This is a genomic window from Nocardia carnea NBRC 14403, from assembly GCF_000308515.1.
GTDB classification, from domain to species: Bacteria; Actinomycetota; Actinomycetes; order Mycobacteriales; family Mycobacteriaceae; genus Nocardia; species Nocardia carnea.
In genome coordinates this window covers 1-16005 of the sequence record NZ_BAFV01000072.1, presented here as the reverse complement: position 1 = coordinate 16005, position 16005 = coordinate 1, and the positions used below count along the sequence as shown (strand labels likewise).

14 protein-coding genes and 1 pseudogene are annotated in these 16005 nt (G+C 67.5%); 9 read left to right on the top strand and 6 right to left on the bottom strand.

The annotated features are described in order from the left end of the window. The first annotated feature begins 9 nt into the window (after positions 1-9). The 3 genes from ON22_RS25340 (at position 10) to ON22_RS25330 (ending at position 2403) form a co-directional block, all read left to right on the top strand. Positions 10-1068, top strand: a complete 1059-nt coding sequence (locus ON22_RS25340; protein ID WP_033246685.1) for a beta-ketoacyl-ACP synthase 3 — start codon at positions 10-12, stop codon at positions 1066-1068. Continuing rightward, complete coding sequence (locus ON22_RS25335) at positions 1068-1760, top strand: lysoplasmalogenase family protein (protein WP_033246455.1); 693 nt, start codon at positions 1068-1070, stop codon at positions 1758-1760. The genes ON22_RS25340 and ON22_RS25335 overlap by 1 nt, the downstream gene beginning before the upstream one ends. 328 nt (positions 1761-2088) lie before the next feature. Further along, a complete protein-coding gene (locus tag ON22_RS25330; protein ID WP_033246454.1) occupies positions 2089-2403 on the top strand; it encodes a hypothetical protein in 315 nt (104 codons plus the stop codon). Positions 2404-2445: 42 nt separating this feature from the next. Here ON22_RS25330 and ON22_RS25325 read toward each other — a convergent pair whose 3' ends face one another. After that, on the bottom strand, positions 2446-3222 hold the full coding sequence (locus ON22_RS25325; RefSeq protein ID WP_081595828.1) for a TrmH family RNA methyltransferase: 777 nt from the start codon (positions 3220-3222) through the stop codon (positions 2446-2448). 392 nt (positions 3223-3614) lie between these two features. On the opposite strand from ON22_RS25325, the gene ON22_RS25320 reads away from it, so the two are divergent. Further along, positions 3615-4703 carry a glycoside hydrolase family 76 protein gene (locus ON22_RS25320; protein WP_033246683.1) on the top strand — a complete coding sequence of 363 codons (1089 nt, stop codon included), beginning with the start codon at positions 3615-3617 and terminating at the stop codon, positions 4701-4703. Between the two features lie 96 nt (positions 4704-4799). On the opposite strand, the pseudogene ON22_RS25315 reads toward ON22_RS25320, so the two are convergent. Together ON22_RS25315 and ON22_RS25310 are read right to left on the bottom strand one after the other, a co-directional pair. After that, positions 4800-5435: pseudogene (locus tag ON22_RS25315) on the bottom strand (DedA family protein); the annotation flags it as partial. A gap of 30 nt (positions 5436-5465) precedes the next feature. Next, entirely contained in the window at positions 5466-6209 is a 744-nt protein-coding gene (locus tag ON22_RS25310; protein WP_280925321.1) for a DedA family protein, read from the bottom strand. Positions 6210-6417: 208 nt separating this feature from the next. Here ON22_RS25310 and fbaA point away from each other — a divergent pair, with 208 nt between their 5' ends. Both fbaA and ON22_RS25300 read left to right on the top strand, forming a co-directional pair. Beyond that, entirely contained in the window at positions 6418-7452 is a 1035-nt protein-coding gene (gene fbaA / locus ON22_RS25305; RefSeq protein WP_033246453.1) for a class II fructose-bisphosphate aldolase, read from the top strand. Between the two features lie 24 nt (positions 7453-7476). Further along, a complete protein-coding gene (locus tag ON22_RS25300) occupies positions 7477-8592 on the top strand; it encodes a BTAD domain-containing putative transcriptional regulator (RefSeq protein ID WP_033246452.1) in 1116 nt (371 codons plus the stop codon). Between the two features lie 216 nt (positions 8593-8808). Here ON22_RS25300 and ON22_RS25295 read toward each other — a convergent pair whose 3' ends face one another. After that, complete coding sequence (locus tag ON22_RS25295; protein WP_033246451.1) at positions 8809-10098, bottom strand: adenylosuccinate synthase; 1290 nt, start codon at positions 10096-10098, stop codon at positions 8809-8811. A gap of 201 nt (positions 10099-10299) precedes the next feature. Here ON22_RS25295 and ON22_RS25290 point away from each other — a divergent pair, with 201 nt between their 5' ends. Both ON22_RS25290 and ON22_RS25285 read left to right on the top strand, forming a co-directional pair. Further along, a complete protein-coding gene (locus ON22_RS25290) occupies positions 10300-10959 on the top strand; it encodes a hypothetical protein (protein WP_033246450.1) in 660 nt (219 codons plus the stop codon). A 94-nt stretch (positions 10960-11053) separates the two neighbouring features. After that, positions 11054-11833: a site-2 protease family protein gene (locus ON22_RS25285; protein ID WP_033246680.1), complete on the top strand. Its 780-nt coding sequence runs from the start codon at positions 11054-11056 to the stop codon at positions 11831-11833. A gap of 270 nt (positions 11834-12103) precedes the next feature. On the opposite strand, the gene ON22_RS25280 is transcribed toward ON22_RS25285, so the two are convergent. Both ON22_RS25280 and ON22_RS25275 read right to left on the bottom strand, forming a co-directional pair. Continuing rightward, on the bottom strand, positions 12104-13231 hold the full coding sequence (locus tag ON22_RS25280) for an FUSC family protein (RefSeq protein ID WP_051158067.1): 1128 nt from the start codon (positions 13229-13231) through the stop codon (positions 12104-12106). A gap of 36 nt (positions 13232-13267) precedes the next feature. Beyond that, positions 13268-13711: a DUF3151 domain-containing protein gene (locus ON22_RS25275; RefSeq protein ID WP_033246449.1), complete on the bottom strand. Its 444-nt coding sequence runs from the start codon at positions 13709-13711 to the stop codon at positions 13268-13270. A gap of 87 nt (positions 13712-13798) precedes the next feature. Between ON22_RS25275 and ON22_RS25270 the strand changes: the two genes are divergently transcribed. Continuing rightward, positions 13799-16005 (top strand): hypothetical protein (locus ON22_RS25270; protein WP_043740611.1); only part of this gene is annotated, 2207 nt, incomplete at its 3' end.

Genomic DNA, 16005 nt, shown 5'->3' with positions numbered 1-16005 from the left:
GTGAGCGTCGTGGTGAGCATTGCGGGCAAAAAGGGGCACGACAACGTCGCGATGCTCGGAATCGGTGCCTACCGGCCGCAGCGCGTGGTCAGCAACGACGAGGTGTGCCAGGTACTGGACTCCTCGGACGAGTGGATTTTCGAGCGCAGCGGTATCCGGAACCGGCGCTGGATCAGCGGCGACGAATCGCTGCGGTCGATCTCGGTGGCTGCCGGCGGGCGGGCGTTGCGCAACAGCGGAGTGGATCCCTCGCGGATCGGCGCGCTGATCCTTGCCACGTCCAGTTGGCCGATGCTGACCCCGCACGGCGCCCCGATCGTCGCCAGTGATCTGGGGATGAACGGTATCCCCGCCTTCGATCTCACGTCCGGCTGCGGTGGATTCGGTTACGGGCTCGGTGTGGCCGCGGATATGATCCGCGCCGGTTCCGCCGAATACGTCCTGCTCATCGGTGCCGAGACGATGACCATCGGGATCGACCCCACCGACCGGGGCACGGCATTCATCTTCGGTGACGGTGCGGGTGCGGTGGTGATCGGCCCGAGCGAGGAGAACGGGGTCTCGCCGACGGTCTGGGGCAGCGACGGCGAGAACGCCGATGCGATCAAACAGGACGTCAACTTCATCGACTACATGCAGCGGGCGCAGGACTTGCAGGGCACCGATCCCGAAGTGGAGCCGGTCGGCCGGATGGCGCTGCGGATGGAGGGGCCCCGCGTTTTCCGCTGGGCGGCCGTCACTTTGCCGCGTGCGCTGTCCACCGCACTGGATATGGCCGGGGTCTCGAAGGAAGATATCGAGGTCTTCATCCCGCATCAGGCCAATGCCCGGATCAACGAGCTGATGAAGAAGAATCTCGGCCTGGCCGAGGATATTCCGATGGCGGGCGATATCGAGAACACCGGGAACACTTCCGCGGCCTCGATTCCGCTGGCCATGGAAGAGATGCTGGCAACAGGTAAAGCCAAGGGCGGTCAGCTCGCTCTGCTGCTCGGTTTCGGTGCGGGACTCAGCTACGCGGGGCAAGTCGTGACCCTGCCGCCCGCCCCCGCCGAGGCGAGCCTGTAGTGCAGCGTCCCTTCCGCGCGGGATATCTGGTTGCGACCGCCGTCACCGTGGCGGGTGCGCTGACCGGCCGGCAATCGTGGCAGTGGGCCGCGAAACCGCTGATGATGCCGTTGCTGGCGGCCGATATCGCCACCAGCACAGCGGATATCGCTGCGCGGGAGCGCACACTGCTGCTGGGTTCGCTCGCCGCCGCGACCGTCGGCGATGTGCTGCTCATCGAACCCGACGACGATCGCCGGCTGATCGCCGGTGCTTCGTCGTTCGCGGTGATGCAGAGCGGATACGCAACGCTGTGGTGGCGCCGGGGTGCGCGTCCACGGGCGAATACCGTCGTTCCACGAGTACTGGCCTGGGCGGGTGCCGCGGGGATGTTGCGTACCAAGGCTCCTGTACTCGCCGCGCCGTTGAGCGCCTACGGTCTCACCTTGGGCAGCGCCGCGGTACTGGCGTCCGATCCGGCGCTGGCGCCTGGGGCGAAAAATATTGCCGGGCTCAATATTCCCGATAGAGATCCGCGCAGCCGGCTCGGACTGGGTGCCCTCCTGTTCACGGTTTCCGACGGTCTCATCGTGGTACGCCGGCTGTTCGCCCGCGGGCAGCGGTCGCGCCGGCTGATCGAGGGCATCATTCTGGCGACCTACGGTTGCGCCCAGTTCCTGCTGGCCGATCCGGAGGCGCACGCCCGGGGTTGAGCCGGGGCCCACCCGTGGCACTGATCGGTAGGCACACATGCACGGAGCCACAGGCGCATTCACGGTACTGATCCGGCGGCGCATGCCTGGCACTGAGCTGCAGACGCCCCCCGTGCTGGTGACCCGGAAGCGCACGCCCGAAGCTGAGCGCAGACGCACGCGGGGTACTGATCAGGAGGCGCGCATACGCAAGGCGCCGCCGGCACACTCGTAGTACTGAGTTCGGGGCGGGCCGGTGGTAGCGAGCCCGAGGGGCGCCCGCGATACCGAGTCTTCGCCTGCGGTTTTCCGGTCGTGCGGTGTCGGCCGGTGCGGTTACTATCCACGCATGAGTTACCCCACGCCGCCGCCCGGGTACGGATATCCCGGATATGGTCCGCCGCCGCCGGACCATCCGCAGACCACTACCGTGCTCGTTCTCGGGATCGTCAGTCTGTTCTGCGCGATCTGCGGTCCGTTCGCGTGGGTGATGGGTAAGAAGGCGCTCAACGAGATCGACGCCTCGGGCGGTACCGTCGGTGGCCGCAACAATGTGATGATCGGTTATGTACTCGGCATCGTCACATCGGTCGTGCTGATCCTCTATCTGCTCGCGGTCATCTTCTTCATCGTGCTGGCGATCATCAGCGCGGCTTCGGCCTGATATCGGTAGGTCCGGTTCACGGAACGTGTGGTGCGGTAATCCTCACCAAGCGGTGGTGAGATCGGCGTGCTGCCGGATCCAGGTGTGCATGGCGATACCCGCCGCAACGCCCGCGTTGATACTGCGGGTCGAACCGAATTGGGCGATGGATACGGTGAGCACTGCGGCATCGCGGGCGCCGTCGCTCACTCCGGGGCCCTCCTGACCGAACAGCAGCATGCACCGCCGTGGCAGGCGCACGGTTTCCAGCGGCACCGAGCCCGGCACATTGTCCACTGCCACCACACTCAGATCCTCGGAGCTGGTGAATTCCAGCAGTGCCTCGATATCGGGGTGGTGGACGATGTGCTGGTATCGGTCGGTGACCATGGCACCGCGGCGGTTCCAGCGGCGGCGGCCGACGATATGTACCGCGCCTGCCGCGAAGGCGTTGGCGGTACGCACCACCGTGCCGATATTCGCGTCGTGCCCGAAATTCTCGATCGCGATATGGAAGGGGTGGCGGCGCCGGTCGATATCGGCGACGATCGCCTCCCTGGTCCAGTAGCGGTACGCGTCGACCACGTTGCGGCGATCGCCCTCGGCGAGTAGGACCGGATCGAGCCGGTCGTCCTCCGGCGGTGGGCCGGGGTGTTCCACGGCCCACGGACCGGCTCCGTGTGGGTGCTCGCCCCACTCGGTGGGGCCGGGTTCGTCTTCGGGGAGTTCGGCTGCCGTATCGACGTCGCGCCGTGTGTCCGGTGCCGGTGCGACCGCCGCGGTGGCCTCGGTCGGGGGATGGTCGGGGTCGGGGCCGGCCGATGGCGCTGCGTTCGTCACGGCACGATCGTAGTTCGGCGGGGTGGATGGGCCGCTGTTCGGCCTGGTCCGGTCGAAATTGCCTGTGCCGATTCGGTTTACTGCAGGGTCGCGTTGCCGGCGAAGGGGCACGCGCGGAAGCCCGTCTATTTGTTAATAGGACTTGACATCGTAAGCGGATATTGCTGCATGCTCTGTCCGGCGGCAATTCAGCGCGGATGCGACGCAAACGCCGTTGAATCGAACGGTTCCGCCTCGACTCGGTAACAATTGAGCGGCGAGAATTCCGTTTTTCCTGGCAATATGGGTGCATGACCTCGCCCAGCGACGATCTCGACGTTCCCCGGCGCGCGTCCGGGCAACAGCGCAGGCCGCAGGGCAACCCCGCGTCACGCTGGTCCGACCGGGCCGATATGGCCGAGGCCGCCATCGTGTCGCGGCATATCGAATCGGTATGGCTGCTGCCCGGCACCGCTCTCGGTGTGGTGGGCTGGCCCGCCACCCGGCGCGAGCGTTTCTTTCTGACCTGGCACTACTGGTGGCAGGCCCATCTCATCGATTGCGCGGTCGATGCGGCCAACCGGGCGCCGACGATCGAACGGCGTAAACGGATCGGTGCACTGGTCCGCTCGCATCGAATGCGCAATATCACCGGCTGGACCAATCGCTACTACGACGATATGGCCTGGCTCGCCATTGCCCTGGAACGGGCGGCCCGGGTGCAGGACAACGACGAAGCGCGCAGTGGTCTGGGCCCGCTGGAACAGAAATTGTTCGGCGCCTGGGATCCGGCGGTGGGCGGCGGTATTCCGTGGCGGGCCGGGGACGATTTCTACAATGCCCCGGCCAACGGCCCGGCGGGTATCGCGCTGTCTCGGCTGGGCCGTTACGAGCGGGCCGCCGAAATGGCCGAATGGATCGATACCACGCTGCGCGATCCGGAGACAGGCCTGATCTTCGACGGTATCCATCTGCCGTCCGGCACGCTCGAGAAGACGATCTACACCTACTGCCAGGGCGTCGTGCTCGGGTTGGAAACCGAGCTCGCGGTACATACCGGTGATCCGGTCCACCTCGACCGCGTGCACCGGCTCCTCGACGCCGTGGAGGTCAACCTCACCACCGACGGGGTGATCCGGGGTGGTTCCGGCGGCGACGGCGGATTGTTCAACGGCATTCTCGTCCGCTATCTCGCCCTGGTAGCGCTCATGCTGCCCGGTTCCGAGCACGAACAGCTCGCCGATCGGCGGATCGCCGCCCGAATCGTCGAGCAGTCCGCGGCTGCGGCCTGGGCCAACCGGCTCGACGTGGAGGGCGAACCGCTGTTCGGGCACGACTGGACCCGGTCGGCCCAGCTGCCGGGCGGTACCTCGGGCGCCGGCGGTGTCAATTCGAACGGTGCGGTGACTTCCTCACGGGTCCCCGAGCGCGACCTATCGGTACAGCTCTCGGGTTGGATGCTCATGGAGGCTGCTCATATGGTCACCGCGGCGGGGCTGTAGCTCCCACCGCTGGTCGCCGGTGCCGTACGAGCGCGGCCTCGGTTCACGCTTCCCGCCGCCCAGCGCCGGTAGCGGTGTGGTGTCGGCGGCGGCGGAATCCAGTTCGAAATCCTCGACGGGTTGCGCCATTTCGTGACGGTACTGCCGGATACCGATTACGGTGCCCACCACCAGGAACACCACCAGCGAACCCACCACCAAGGGCATCAACCACGAAATCTGCAGGATGAAATTACCGGCGTAGTAACCCATCAACAGCAGGACCGGTGCCCAGATGATCGCGCCGATGGTGCTGGCGACCGTGTAGCGGCGATGGTCCATTTCGGCGGCGCCTGCCACCATCGGGCACAGCGTGCGCACCCACGGGATCCATCGGGCGATGAGCACCGCGAAGAAACCGTGTTTTTGCAGCAGCTCCGCCACTCTGGTCAGATTCTGGGTGTTGATATAGCGCCCGTTCTTCCGGGCGACGAGTTTATGCCCGGTTTTGCGCCCGACGGCATAGCCGACCTGGTTACCGGCGATCGCGGCGACCATCGCACCCAGCGACAGTAGCCATACCTGGGTTTCCCCGCTCGAATGCGAGGCCATCACTATCCCGGCGGTCAGCAGCATCGAATCGCCGGGCAGGAAGAGCCCGAGGATGAATGCGCATTCCAGGAAGACGAAGGTCAGGACCACCGTCCAGACCAGCGCCGGGCCGGCGGAAATCAAAGGATCGAAACTGCCCATCGCGTAGGGCTCGGCCGAGACGGACACCACTTACCGGACGGACATCTCGTTCGTGCCGGCCGTCGCGTGGTTCGGCACAACCGGCAGGGGCATGGTCCTGGTGACCCGGTCCGTCGGGTCCACGGCCGGCAGCTCGGCGGTGGAGATCAGGCCGTGGTCGCCGACCGGCACAACCTCGGGTTTGCGGTTGCGCAGCTTCTTGGCCACCGCGCTGATACCCGGCAGGATCGAGACGAAGACGATGAGCAGGAAGATACCTTCGACGTGGTCGCGGATGAAGGCCACATTGCCCAGGAAATATCCGAGCACGGTCACTCCGCCGCCCCAGGCGACGGCGCCGACGATATCGAAGGCGACATAACGCCGATAGCTCATCTTCGACACCCCGGCGAGTACGGGCATGAAGGTCCGCACGATCGGGACGAAACGGGCGAGGATGATCGTTTTGGGGCCGTGTTTTTCGAAGAATTCGTGCGTTTCGGTCACATAGCTCTTCTTGAAGAAGCGGGTGTCCTCTTTGTTGAACAGCGCCGGACCGATGGCCCGGCCGATCCAGTAACCGCACTGGTCGCCGGCGAAGGCGATGAACGTGACCGCGGGAAGCAGGACCCAGATCGAAACCGGGGGATTCTCCTGGGCGGCCAGCAGACCACCGGTGAACAGCAGCGAATCGCCGGGCAGCAGGGGGAACAGCAGCCCCGTTTCGATGAAGACGATTACCAGGATGGCCGGTAGCACCGCGTTCTTCAGCCAGGTTTCGGTCAACAAGTGCATCGGGTCGAGCAGTTCGGTCAGAGCCAGATTGCTCGTCACCGCGTCGGTAGCTGCCAGCGCAATCACCCGGCCCACAGTACCGGTTGGTGCCGCGCCCGCAGGGTGCAGCAGCGCAAACAATCCCCTTATACCGGATGGAATCCGTCTGCCTTAGGGTATGTGCAGAAACAGACAATCCCGTCTGCCGCACTACACGGAGGTCTTCACAGTGCCGATCGCGACTCCGGAGGTCTACGCCGAAATGCTCGGTCAGGCCAAGGCGAACTCGTTTGCCTTCCCGGCCATCAACTGCACATCGTCGGAGACGATCAACGCGGCGATCAAGGGTTTCGCCGAGGCGGGCAGTGACGGGATCATCCAATTCTCCACCGGTGGCGCGGAATTCGGTTCCGGCCAGGGTGTGAAGGATATGGTCACCGGTGCTGTCGCGCTGGCCGAGTTCGCGCATGTGGTGGCCGAGAAGTACGGCGTCACCATTGCGCTGCATACCGATCACTGCCCCAAGGACAAGCTGGACGGTTTCGTCCGCCCGCTGCTGGCCATCTCTCAGGAGCGGGTGAACGCGGGTAAGAATCCGCTGTTCCAGTCGCATATGTGGGATGGTTCCGCGGTTCCGATCGACGAGAACCTGACCATCGCCCAGGAGCTGCTGGCCGCCGCGACCGCCGCCCGGATCATCCTCGAGGTCGAGATCGGCGTCGTCGGCGGTGAAGAGGACGGTGTCGAGGCCGAGATCAACGAGAAGCTCTACACCTCGCCCGCCGATTTCGAGAAGACCATCGACGCGCTCGGTGCCGGTGACAAGGGCAAATACCTGCTCGCCGCCACCTTCGGCAATGTGCACGGCGTCTACAAGCCCGGCAACGTGGTGCTCAAGCCCGAGGTGCTGGCCGAGGGGCAGAAGGTCGCCGCCGCCAAACTGGGCCTGGGCGCCGACGCGCAGCCTTTCGATTTCGTCTTCCACGGTGGTTCCGGCTCGCTGAAATCGGAGATCGACGATTCGCTGCGCTACGGCGTGGTGAAGATGAACGTCGATACCGATACCCAGTACGCCTTCACCCGGCCCATCGCCGCCCATATGTTCAGCAACTACGACGGTGTGCTGAAGATCGACGGCGAGGTCGGCAACAAGAAGACCTACGACCCGCGCAGCTACCTGAAGAAGGCCGAGCTCTCGATGGCGGCCCGAGTGGTGCAGGCCTGCGAGGATCTGCACTCCGCGGGACGTTCGATCAGTGCCTGATCGCGCCGTAGCGCCCACTGCGAGATGATGCTGGATCTTCGTGTGCTGGGGCCCGTTCGACTATCGGTCGGCGATGAACCGGTCGCCGTCGGCGGGCCCAAACCGCGAGCGCTGCTGGCCGCGCTCGCGGTGAACCGGCGTCGTGCGGTGGCCTCGGCAACCTTGGCCGATATGGTCTGGAACGAGGCGCCGCCGGACGCCTACGCCGCGAGCCTGCAGGTATTCGTCTCCAATATCCGCAAGGCATTGCGGAATTCGGGGGTGGACCCGGCCGCGGTATTGCGCACGGAATCCGCCGGGTACCGGCTCGAGATCGCCGACGACGCCTGCGATCTCGGCCGGTTCGAGGCGGCCCGGGACGCAGGTAATCGTGCCGCGGGCGCCGGCGATCACGCATCGGCGTCGCGGTTGTTCACCACCGCACTGCGGGAGTGGGACGGCCGCGCGCTCTCGGATCTGGCCGGTCTGGCATTCGCGGACAGTTTCGCCACCGCGATGGAAGAAGAACGGCTGCTGGCGGTTTCGGCGCGCTTCGACGCGGAGATCGCCTGCGGCCGGGCCACCGCGGTGATCGGTGAACTGGTCGCGCTGACCAATGAACACCCACTGCGCGAACCACTGTGGGGGCAGCTCATCACCGCGCTCTACCTCTCCGAACGGCATGCCGACGCGCTCGAGGCGTGCCGGCGGGTGCGTTCGGTGCTGGCCGAGGAACTCGGGATCGACCCAGGCCCCGCCCTGGTCGAACTGGAGCGCCGGGTGTTGCGGCAGGAGCCGTTGACCACCGTGGAGTTCAAAACTGCCGAGCGGATGGCCGCGGCGATGACCGATACGGTCACCGAGGTGCCGCGCTCGGTACGCAGCGGGCAGCTGCGGTTACCGGACGGCCGGCTGGTGCTGGTCGCCCACGGCGGTTTCAAGATCGGCCGGATGACCGATAACGATCTGATTCTCGACGACCCGAAGGCCAGCCGCTATCACGCCCAGATCAAACTGGGCCGGGCCGGGCTGCTGATCGAAGACCTGGATTCGGCAAACGGGGTCTACGTCAACGAGCAGCCGATAGATACCGCGCTGCTCGCCGACGGCGACGCGATCCGCATCGGAACAACTGTCCTCGCCTTCCAAGCCGCACGCTGAACCGCCCCGATCACCCCGCCCGAGTTCCCCTCGAACCCACCGGGTGCGGGCCTGTCCGGTGCGGCTCTCGCCGCAACCCACAGTCCACAACGCCGGTTTGCCCTCACAGGAAAAACGTAGCCGCCGGACAGAAGTCCGTCCCGCGAGTTCCGGTCGATCGGTGCCTCCCCACGATCCGGTGTCGACCGTGTCGCGTGGCTCCCCGAGCGCCGGCCCCTAACCCAGCACGTCGTGGCGGACGATGGTCTGCTCGCGACCCGGGCCCACGCCGATGCAGGAAATGCGAGCGCCGGAGAGTTCCTCGAGCCGGTGCACATAGGCCTGTGCGTTGGCGGGTAGTTCCTCGAAGGTCCGCGCCTGGGAGATGTCCTCCCACCAGCCCGGCATTTCCTCGTAGATCGGTTTGGCGTGGTGGAAACCGGTCTGCGTGGTCGGCATCTGCTCGACCCGCTCACCGTCCACTTCGTAGGCCACACAGATCGGGACCCGGTCCAGGCTGGACAGTACGTCGAGCTTGGTGAGGAAGTAGTCGGTGATGCCGTTGACCCGGGTGGCGTAGCGGGCGATCACCGCGTCGAACCAGCCGCAGCGGCGGGCCCGGCCGGTGGTCACGCCCACCTCGCCGCCCGCTTTCGCCAGGTAGGCGCCCGATTCGTCGAACAGTTCGGTCGGGAACGGGCCGGAACCCACCCGCGTGGTGTAGCACTTGAGGATGCCCAGCACCGTGCCGATCTGGTTGGGTCCGATTCCCGCGCCCACCGCGGCACCGCCGGCGGTCGGGTTGGAGGAGGTGACGTAGGGGTAGGTGCCGTGGTCGACGTCGAGCAGCGTGCCCTGCGAGCCCTCCAGCAGTACCGTCTCGCCGCGTTCGAGCGCCAGGTTGAGCTCCAGCCGGGTATCGCTGATCCGGTGCGCGAATTTCTCGGCCTGCGTCAGCACCTCGTCCACCACCTGCTGCGGTTCGAGCGCGCGGCGGTTGTAGATCTTCACCAGTACCTGGTTCTTGAACTCGAGTGCCGCCTCCACCTTCTGGGTGAGGATCTTCTCGTCGAGCACATCGGCCACGCGCACCCCGACCCGCGCGACCTTGTCCTGGTAGCAGGGTCCGATACCGCGGCCGGTGGTGCCGATCTTGTTGTTGCCGAGGAACCGCTCGGTGACCTTATCGATGGCCACGTGGTACGGCATGATCAGGTGCGCGTCGGCGGAGAGCAGCAGGCCGGAGGTGTCGACATCGCGCTCGTCCAGGCCCGCGAGTTCGTCCAGCAGCACGCCGGGGTCGACCACGACACCGTTGCCGATGACGTTGCGGACCCCGGGGGTGAGGATTCCGGAGGGGATGAGGTGCAGTGCGAAGTTGTCCCCGTTGGGCAGCACCACGGTATGGCCGGCATTGTTGCCGCCCTGGTACCGCACTACCCACTGCACGCGGCCACCGAGTAGATCGGTGGCTTTGCCCTTGCCCTCGTCGCCCCACTGGGCGCCGATGAGGACGATTGCCGGCATGGTCGTGTCTCCTACGGGTCGACGCGCAACACGCACCTCGTGCTGCAGCTACCTGCCGTAACGGGGAGGAAGCCGGGAGCACAGTCTACTCGAGGCACCGGAGGACGCCGGGAACGGCCGTTGTACCAGGCCCGTTGTGCGAGTCGGCACGGTGCACCCTCTACACTTGTGGGTGACCGGTCCGAGGAGGGTGTTGGGCGTTTGAGTACCCATGTTCTCCGCTGTGCCGATGCTCCGGTGCCCATTGCGCTCGCCGCCCAGCCCACCAGCCAAACCACGGCTGTTCCCGATACCGCGCTGATCGACGAGCTGTTGCCGGTGCTGGCGGCGGATAGTTTGCCGCGGTTGATCGTGCTCGGTGACGATGCCGCGCTGGCGGCGGTCCTCACCCATCTGATGCGGACCGAACGTCTGCACGTGGAGGTGGGGTATGTGCCCCCGGACCACACCTATGGCGCGCGGGCCTATCAACTCGGCACCGGAAGCGCCGCGGCGCGCCGCGCGCTGGAGGGACGGGCAACCGAGGTGCCGCTGATCCGGGACGACACCGGCACGGTGCTGGTGGGCCGGGCCAAGATCACCGGTGTGAACGGAACGCCGCTGACCGGTGAGGCCTACGTGGACGAAACGCGGCTGTTCTCCGGCGAGGTCCGGGCGATGGTCGTGTCTCCGACCCTCGAGCTACCGGGAGTGCGGGCCGGTGTGCCCCGGCGTTTCCGGCGCCGGCGCTGGATCGCGGGGCGCGCGGCCCAGCTCGGTACGCCCGCCGCCGTGATCAATCGCGACGGTGTGCAGAGCGACCGGACGGTGCCGCGGTCGAGTTTCTACCGCCACCACGAGCCCTGGTTACTGGTCCGATGAACCGCCCGGGTACGGGCTTGCCGGTCGCGGCGCCGATCGAGTGTTTTCTTCGCTGCAGACCGGCAGCGGTTCCGGTATCTACCGCGGTGCAGCCGTGAGCGGCGGTGTCACGGCGCTGCGCCGGGGTGCGATACGGCCCAGCCCGGTTTTCCTGCTGGTGCTGCTGCTGGCGGTGGCCGGCGGTGTGCTCGCCTGGAACGCGGAACTGGATTCGGCCTGGGCGAAGGCCGGTGTTTTCGTGCTGGTCGTTTTCGGCTGGGTGGTGAGTTTATGCCTGCACGAATTCGCCCATGCCTATCTCGCCTGGCGGGCCGGTGACCGCGAGGTCGAACTGCGCGGGTATCTGACGCTGAACCCGCTCAAATACAGTCATCCGCTGCTGTCGATCGTGCTGCCGATGGTGTTCATCGCGCTCGGCGGTATCGGGCTGCCCGGCGGAGCCGTGTACATCCATGCCCATCAGGTGCCGCCGCGAACCCAGCGGCTGATCAGCGCCGCGGGTCCGGCGGTGAACGCACTGTGCGCGGTGGTGCTGCTGCTGATCGTGGGGCTGTTCGGCAGCGCGCAGGATAATCCGGCGTTCTGGTTCGGACTGAGCTTTCTGGCGTTTCTCCAGGTGACGGCGACGCTGCTGAATCTGCTGCCGATCCCCGGTCTCGACGGATACGGGATCGTGGAACCCTCGCTGAGCTACCAGACCCGGCGCGGCCTGGACCAGTTCAAACCGTTCGGCATGCTCATCCTGTTCGCCCTGTTGTTCACCCCCGCGATCAACCAGGTGTTCTTCGACGCCGTCTACACGCTGTACGACTTTTCCGGTGTATCGGAACAGTGGTCCCGGTACGGCGGATATCTGACCCGGTTCTGGGCGTAGCCCGAATGAGCTGGGCCCGCCCGGCGCGGCTCCGGCCGGACGGGCCCGGATACCCCGCCCGGAGCCGGTCCGGGTATCCGAAACGTGCGGCGCGCGGCAGCGCCGTCCGTCGGCAACGCGGCGTGCGGGTGGGGTCCCGACCGTACCGGCATAACCGATTCGGTCATGTTTCACATTAGTTCACGACCCCGCGCACAGTAACGGGTAGTCCACTACGCGGAAAACCGGTGCTCCTGTGCGACCGGTCCGCGTAGCGGCGCCGAACCGCACTCAATTCTGTGGCGTGACATACGGGTTGGGCACCGTCGGAGGCAGCAGCGCCATCGCCGAAATCCGCTGCACCCCGCAGACCTGCATGAGATCCACCAGAGTGGACCGGATCTGCGCGAAAACCACATGCGACGACAATCCCGCGCCCGCAACCAGTTCCGGCCGGGCCTGTTTGGCCACCGACCGCAAGGCCCGCGCCGCTTCGGCCCGGTCCGGCTGTTCGCCACGATCGGCCAGCACCATCCGCCGGACCACATCGACCGCCTCCGCCAGCCGCTCGACCTCGTCGATCAGTCCGGGATTGAGGATTTCGTCGTCGCGCACCAAGGTCAGCGAACGCCGCAGCAGTACCCGGGTGTTGCGGACCGCGTTGTCGAGGGGATCGGCCGCCGCGCGTAATCGCTCCAGCCGGCCCCGGGAATTCCAATAGAGCGGGGAGATGCGGATGACCTCACGCCCGCCCTCCAGCGATTTGCGCAGCGAATCCAATTGCTGCTGGGTGGCGCGGACCGCGCTGAGCGCTTCACGAATCTTGCCCGGATCCTGCTCCAGTAGTCCCTGTCCGCAATCGGTGAGCGATTTGCCCACCACTCCGAGAATCGCCGCCGCCTGCTCCCGCGCCCGGCGTACCGGATGAAGCGGTAGCGCGGCGACCACCACCACACCCACCAGACCGCCGATCAGGGCATCGACCATCCGCGACAGACCCGCACCCGACTCGGGCGGCATCAACGTAGCTACCAGTACGGCCGAACCGGACGCCTGGATACCGATGATGGGCCCACCGTCCAGGAAGATCGCCAGCGCCATGGCCGCAGCCACCACCAGCGCGATCTGCCACACCCCGGTACCGACCTGGGAAATGAACAGATCGCCGACCCCGATCCCGAGCGCCACCCCCACCACGAGCTCGAGCGAACGCCGCAACCGCGCCCCGAAAGCGGTACCGATCGAGACGATCGCGGCCATGGGTGCGAAGAACGGCAGCGGGTGGCCGACCACATCCTTGGCCAGGAACCAGGCCAGGGCCGCGGCCACCGAGCACTGCAGGATCGGAACCGCCGACAGACGCAACCGGGTCCACGAACGCCGCAGGCGTTCGGTGCCCCGGTCCCGGGCTCGGGACATTCGAGAGGTGGGGTGGCTCACGGGCGCGGGAACGTATCAGTCCAGACCGAGTTCCCCGGCCGCTCGCGGATCACAATCCTCGAGCAGATCCAGGCAGCGGGCGTACTCGTCGGTTTCACCGACGGCCCGCGCCGCCTTCGCCAGGGCGCCCACGCTGCGCAGGAAACCGCGATTGGGTTCGTGCTCCCACGGCACCGGGCCGAAACCCTTCCAGCCGTTGCGGCGCAGCAGGTCCAACCCACGGTGGTAGCCGGTGCGGGCGAATGCGTAGCCGGCGACGACATCGTGATTGATCGGTTCCGCCGCGTCGGCGGCACGCTCCAGGGCGGCCTCGGCCAGCGCCGCCCAAGCGATCGAAGCGGCCGGATTCTCCGCGGCCACCTGCACCGGATCGGCGCCCGCGTCGAGCGCGTCTTCCGCATCGTGCAGTTCAGGGAGGAGTACAGGTTGCGGTCCGAGCAGATCACCGAACGAGGTCATGCGGTTCATTGTGCACGGCCGTCGGGAATGCTCGATAGGCTGGCCTTCTACGTCACATTTTCTGTTTGCCAGCAACGAGGGGTACAGGTGCCGCACCCGACCGACGACGAGAAACCGACGCGCTCCGAATCCGGCCCCGGCTCGCCCACCGCGACGCCGGACGCCACGGACACCGGAACGCAGCCGTCGCAGGCAGCCGATGCGGTGACCTCCCGTATCAGCCGGCCGCTCGGTCGAGGAAGCGATACCGGTCCGGGCGACGAACCCGCCCCCGGGGAGAGCAACGCCCCCACCGAGGCCCTTCCGCGGGCGTCGGCCGGCGGCTCGGAGGACGACGAAGCCGCGGGCGCGGCACCAGAAGGTGATGCCGAGACGGAGGCCATCCGGACCTCGTCCGCGGGGCGAGCCGGTTCCGCGGCGGGCGCCAGCGGATCTCCGGCGTCTGCGGAAGGCGATGAACCAGGGCCGGGAGAGGGCGCAGACGGGTCGGATGTAAAGACCGAGCGGACAACTGTTTCCCCGGAACCCGCGAGTTCGGCCGAGGAGAGCGGTCCGCCGCAGGCGGACCGGAAGAAGGATTCGAGCGGCGGGCCGGCAGACAGTGGTCCCGCGGCGGGTGAGTCGGAGTCGACAACGGAGCAAGGTGAGGGATCCGGCAAGGAATCCGCTCCCACTGATACGGAGACCTCCGACCAGACAGATGATCAGCCAGGGAAAGCTGATCGGCCGGCCGACGACCGTGGAACCTCGACAGCCGGCGGTTCAGCAGGATCGGGTGGGGATGCTTCCGGCGAAGCATCCGGTACGGACGCCTCCGCGGAAACCGGTAGTGCCGATCCGGCAGCAGCGGGCACACCTGCCGGCAAGGGGCCTGTGGTATCCGGCGCCGAGAAACCCGTCGGCGCCGACGCGCCGGAGACTTCCGCCGAATCGGTGAGCGGTCCTGCGCAATCAGGAGCAGCAGGCGGACTGCCGGATGCGGCTGCAAACGACGCGGACGGTCGCGCGGATTCCGGCCGGCCGTCCGATGCGCTGGAAGGTGCCGCCGGCTCCGATACCGCGGAGCCGGAACCGGCTCGGGTAGATGATTCGACAGGCACGGTCGCCGGCCAGGCCCCTGATACCTCGGGTGCCGGAGACGGGGGCGATCCGGAATCGGCCGCTGCGAACGAAGCGGATGATCCGCCGGCCGTGGCGGGTGAGGGCGATCCGGTCGGAGGATCGGCCGGGTCGGCCGGTGGGTCCGGCGGCGCGGTCGACGGGCCGGCCGGGGCAGCCGACGATGCCGACGCCGATTCCGAGTCGGCAGCACCGACCGAAGACTTGAAGAAGGTGGCCGGCTCCGGCCGTGCCGCAACCGCTGTCGGTGGCGCCGCAGTGGCGGCGGGCGCCGCGGGGACGTCCAGCGCCGGGAATGCCCCCGCAGGCGCGGGCGGTCCGACGGGGCAGCCCGGCGGCGGGGAAGAGGTGACCGAGGGGGACAGTTCCGGCACATCGGAAGCGGGTACCGGGGCCGAGCCCAGCGGGGCCGGGAGTTCGCCGGACCCGGCCGGCGGCAAGCAACGCGCGGGACATACAGCAGCCGCGGCGTCGGAGACGAGCGCCGAGGGCCGGGCGAATGGTGTGGAGGGGTCGGCGGCGCCGGTTGCCGGAAAGGGCGATGCGGCGCGGCCGGTCGGCGGAGGTGGCTCCGAGACCACGGAGATGGACGCCGCTGCGCAGTCCGGCGACGCGGCCCGTGCTCCGGAAGCGGAGGGCGAGCAGGACGCGGCGGCGCCTCCGGTGACCGGTTCCGGCGAATCGGAAGCGGGTACCGAGAAGGAGCCCGGTGCTGCGGGCCGTGCCCCCGAACAGGCGGATGACCAGCAGGCGTCCGGCGGTGTAGTTGCGGGCGATTCGGAAGCCGGCGCCGCAGCGGGAGGCGGCGAGGCCGACCGCGCCGCGGCTGCCGAGGCCGACGCGGGCGATTCGGATGCGGAAGGCCCGGCAGATACATCCGACGAGTCCGGGCCGGGCTCGGATAACGGGGAGGCGCGGACGGTCGTCATCCCGCGGCAGCAGCGGCCGGAAGAGGCGCGCACCGTTGCGATGCCGGCGCAGAAGCCGGATCCCGACGCGACCGCACGGATCGATATGAACCAGGTGCGCAAGGCCGGCCGGCCGGCGCAGCCGCCGGGTGGCCCGCAGGGGCCCGCCCGGACCGATCGCGTCGGGCCGGGGGCGGCGGCGCTGTCGAAGCCTCCCGCTACTCCGCGGCCGCAGTCGGGCCCGAAACATCCTGGGCCGCAGGCGCC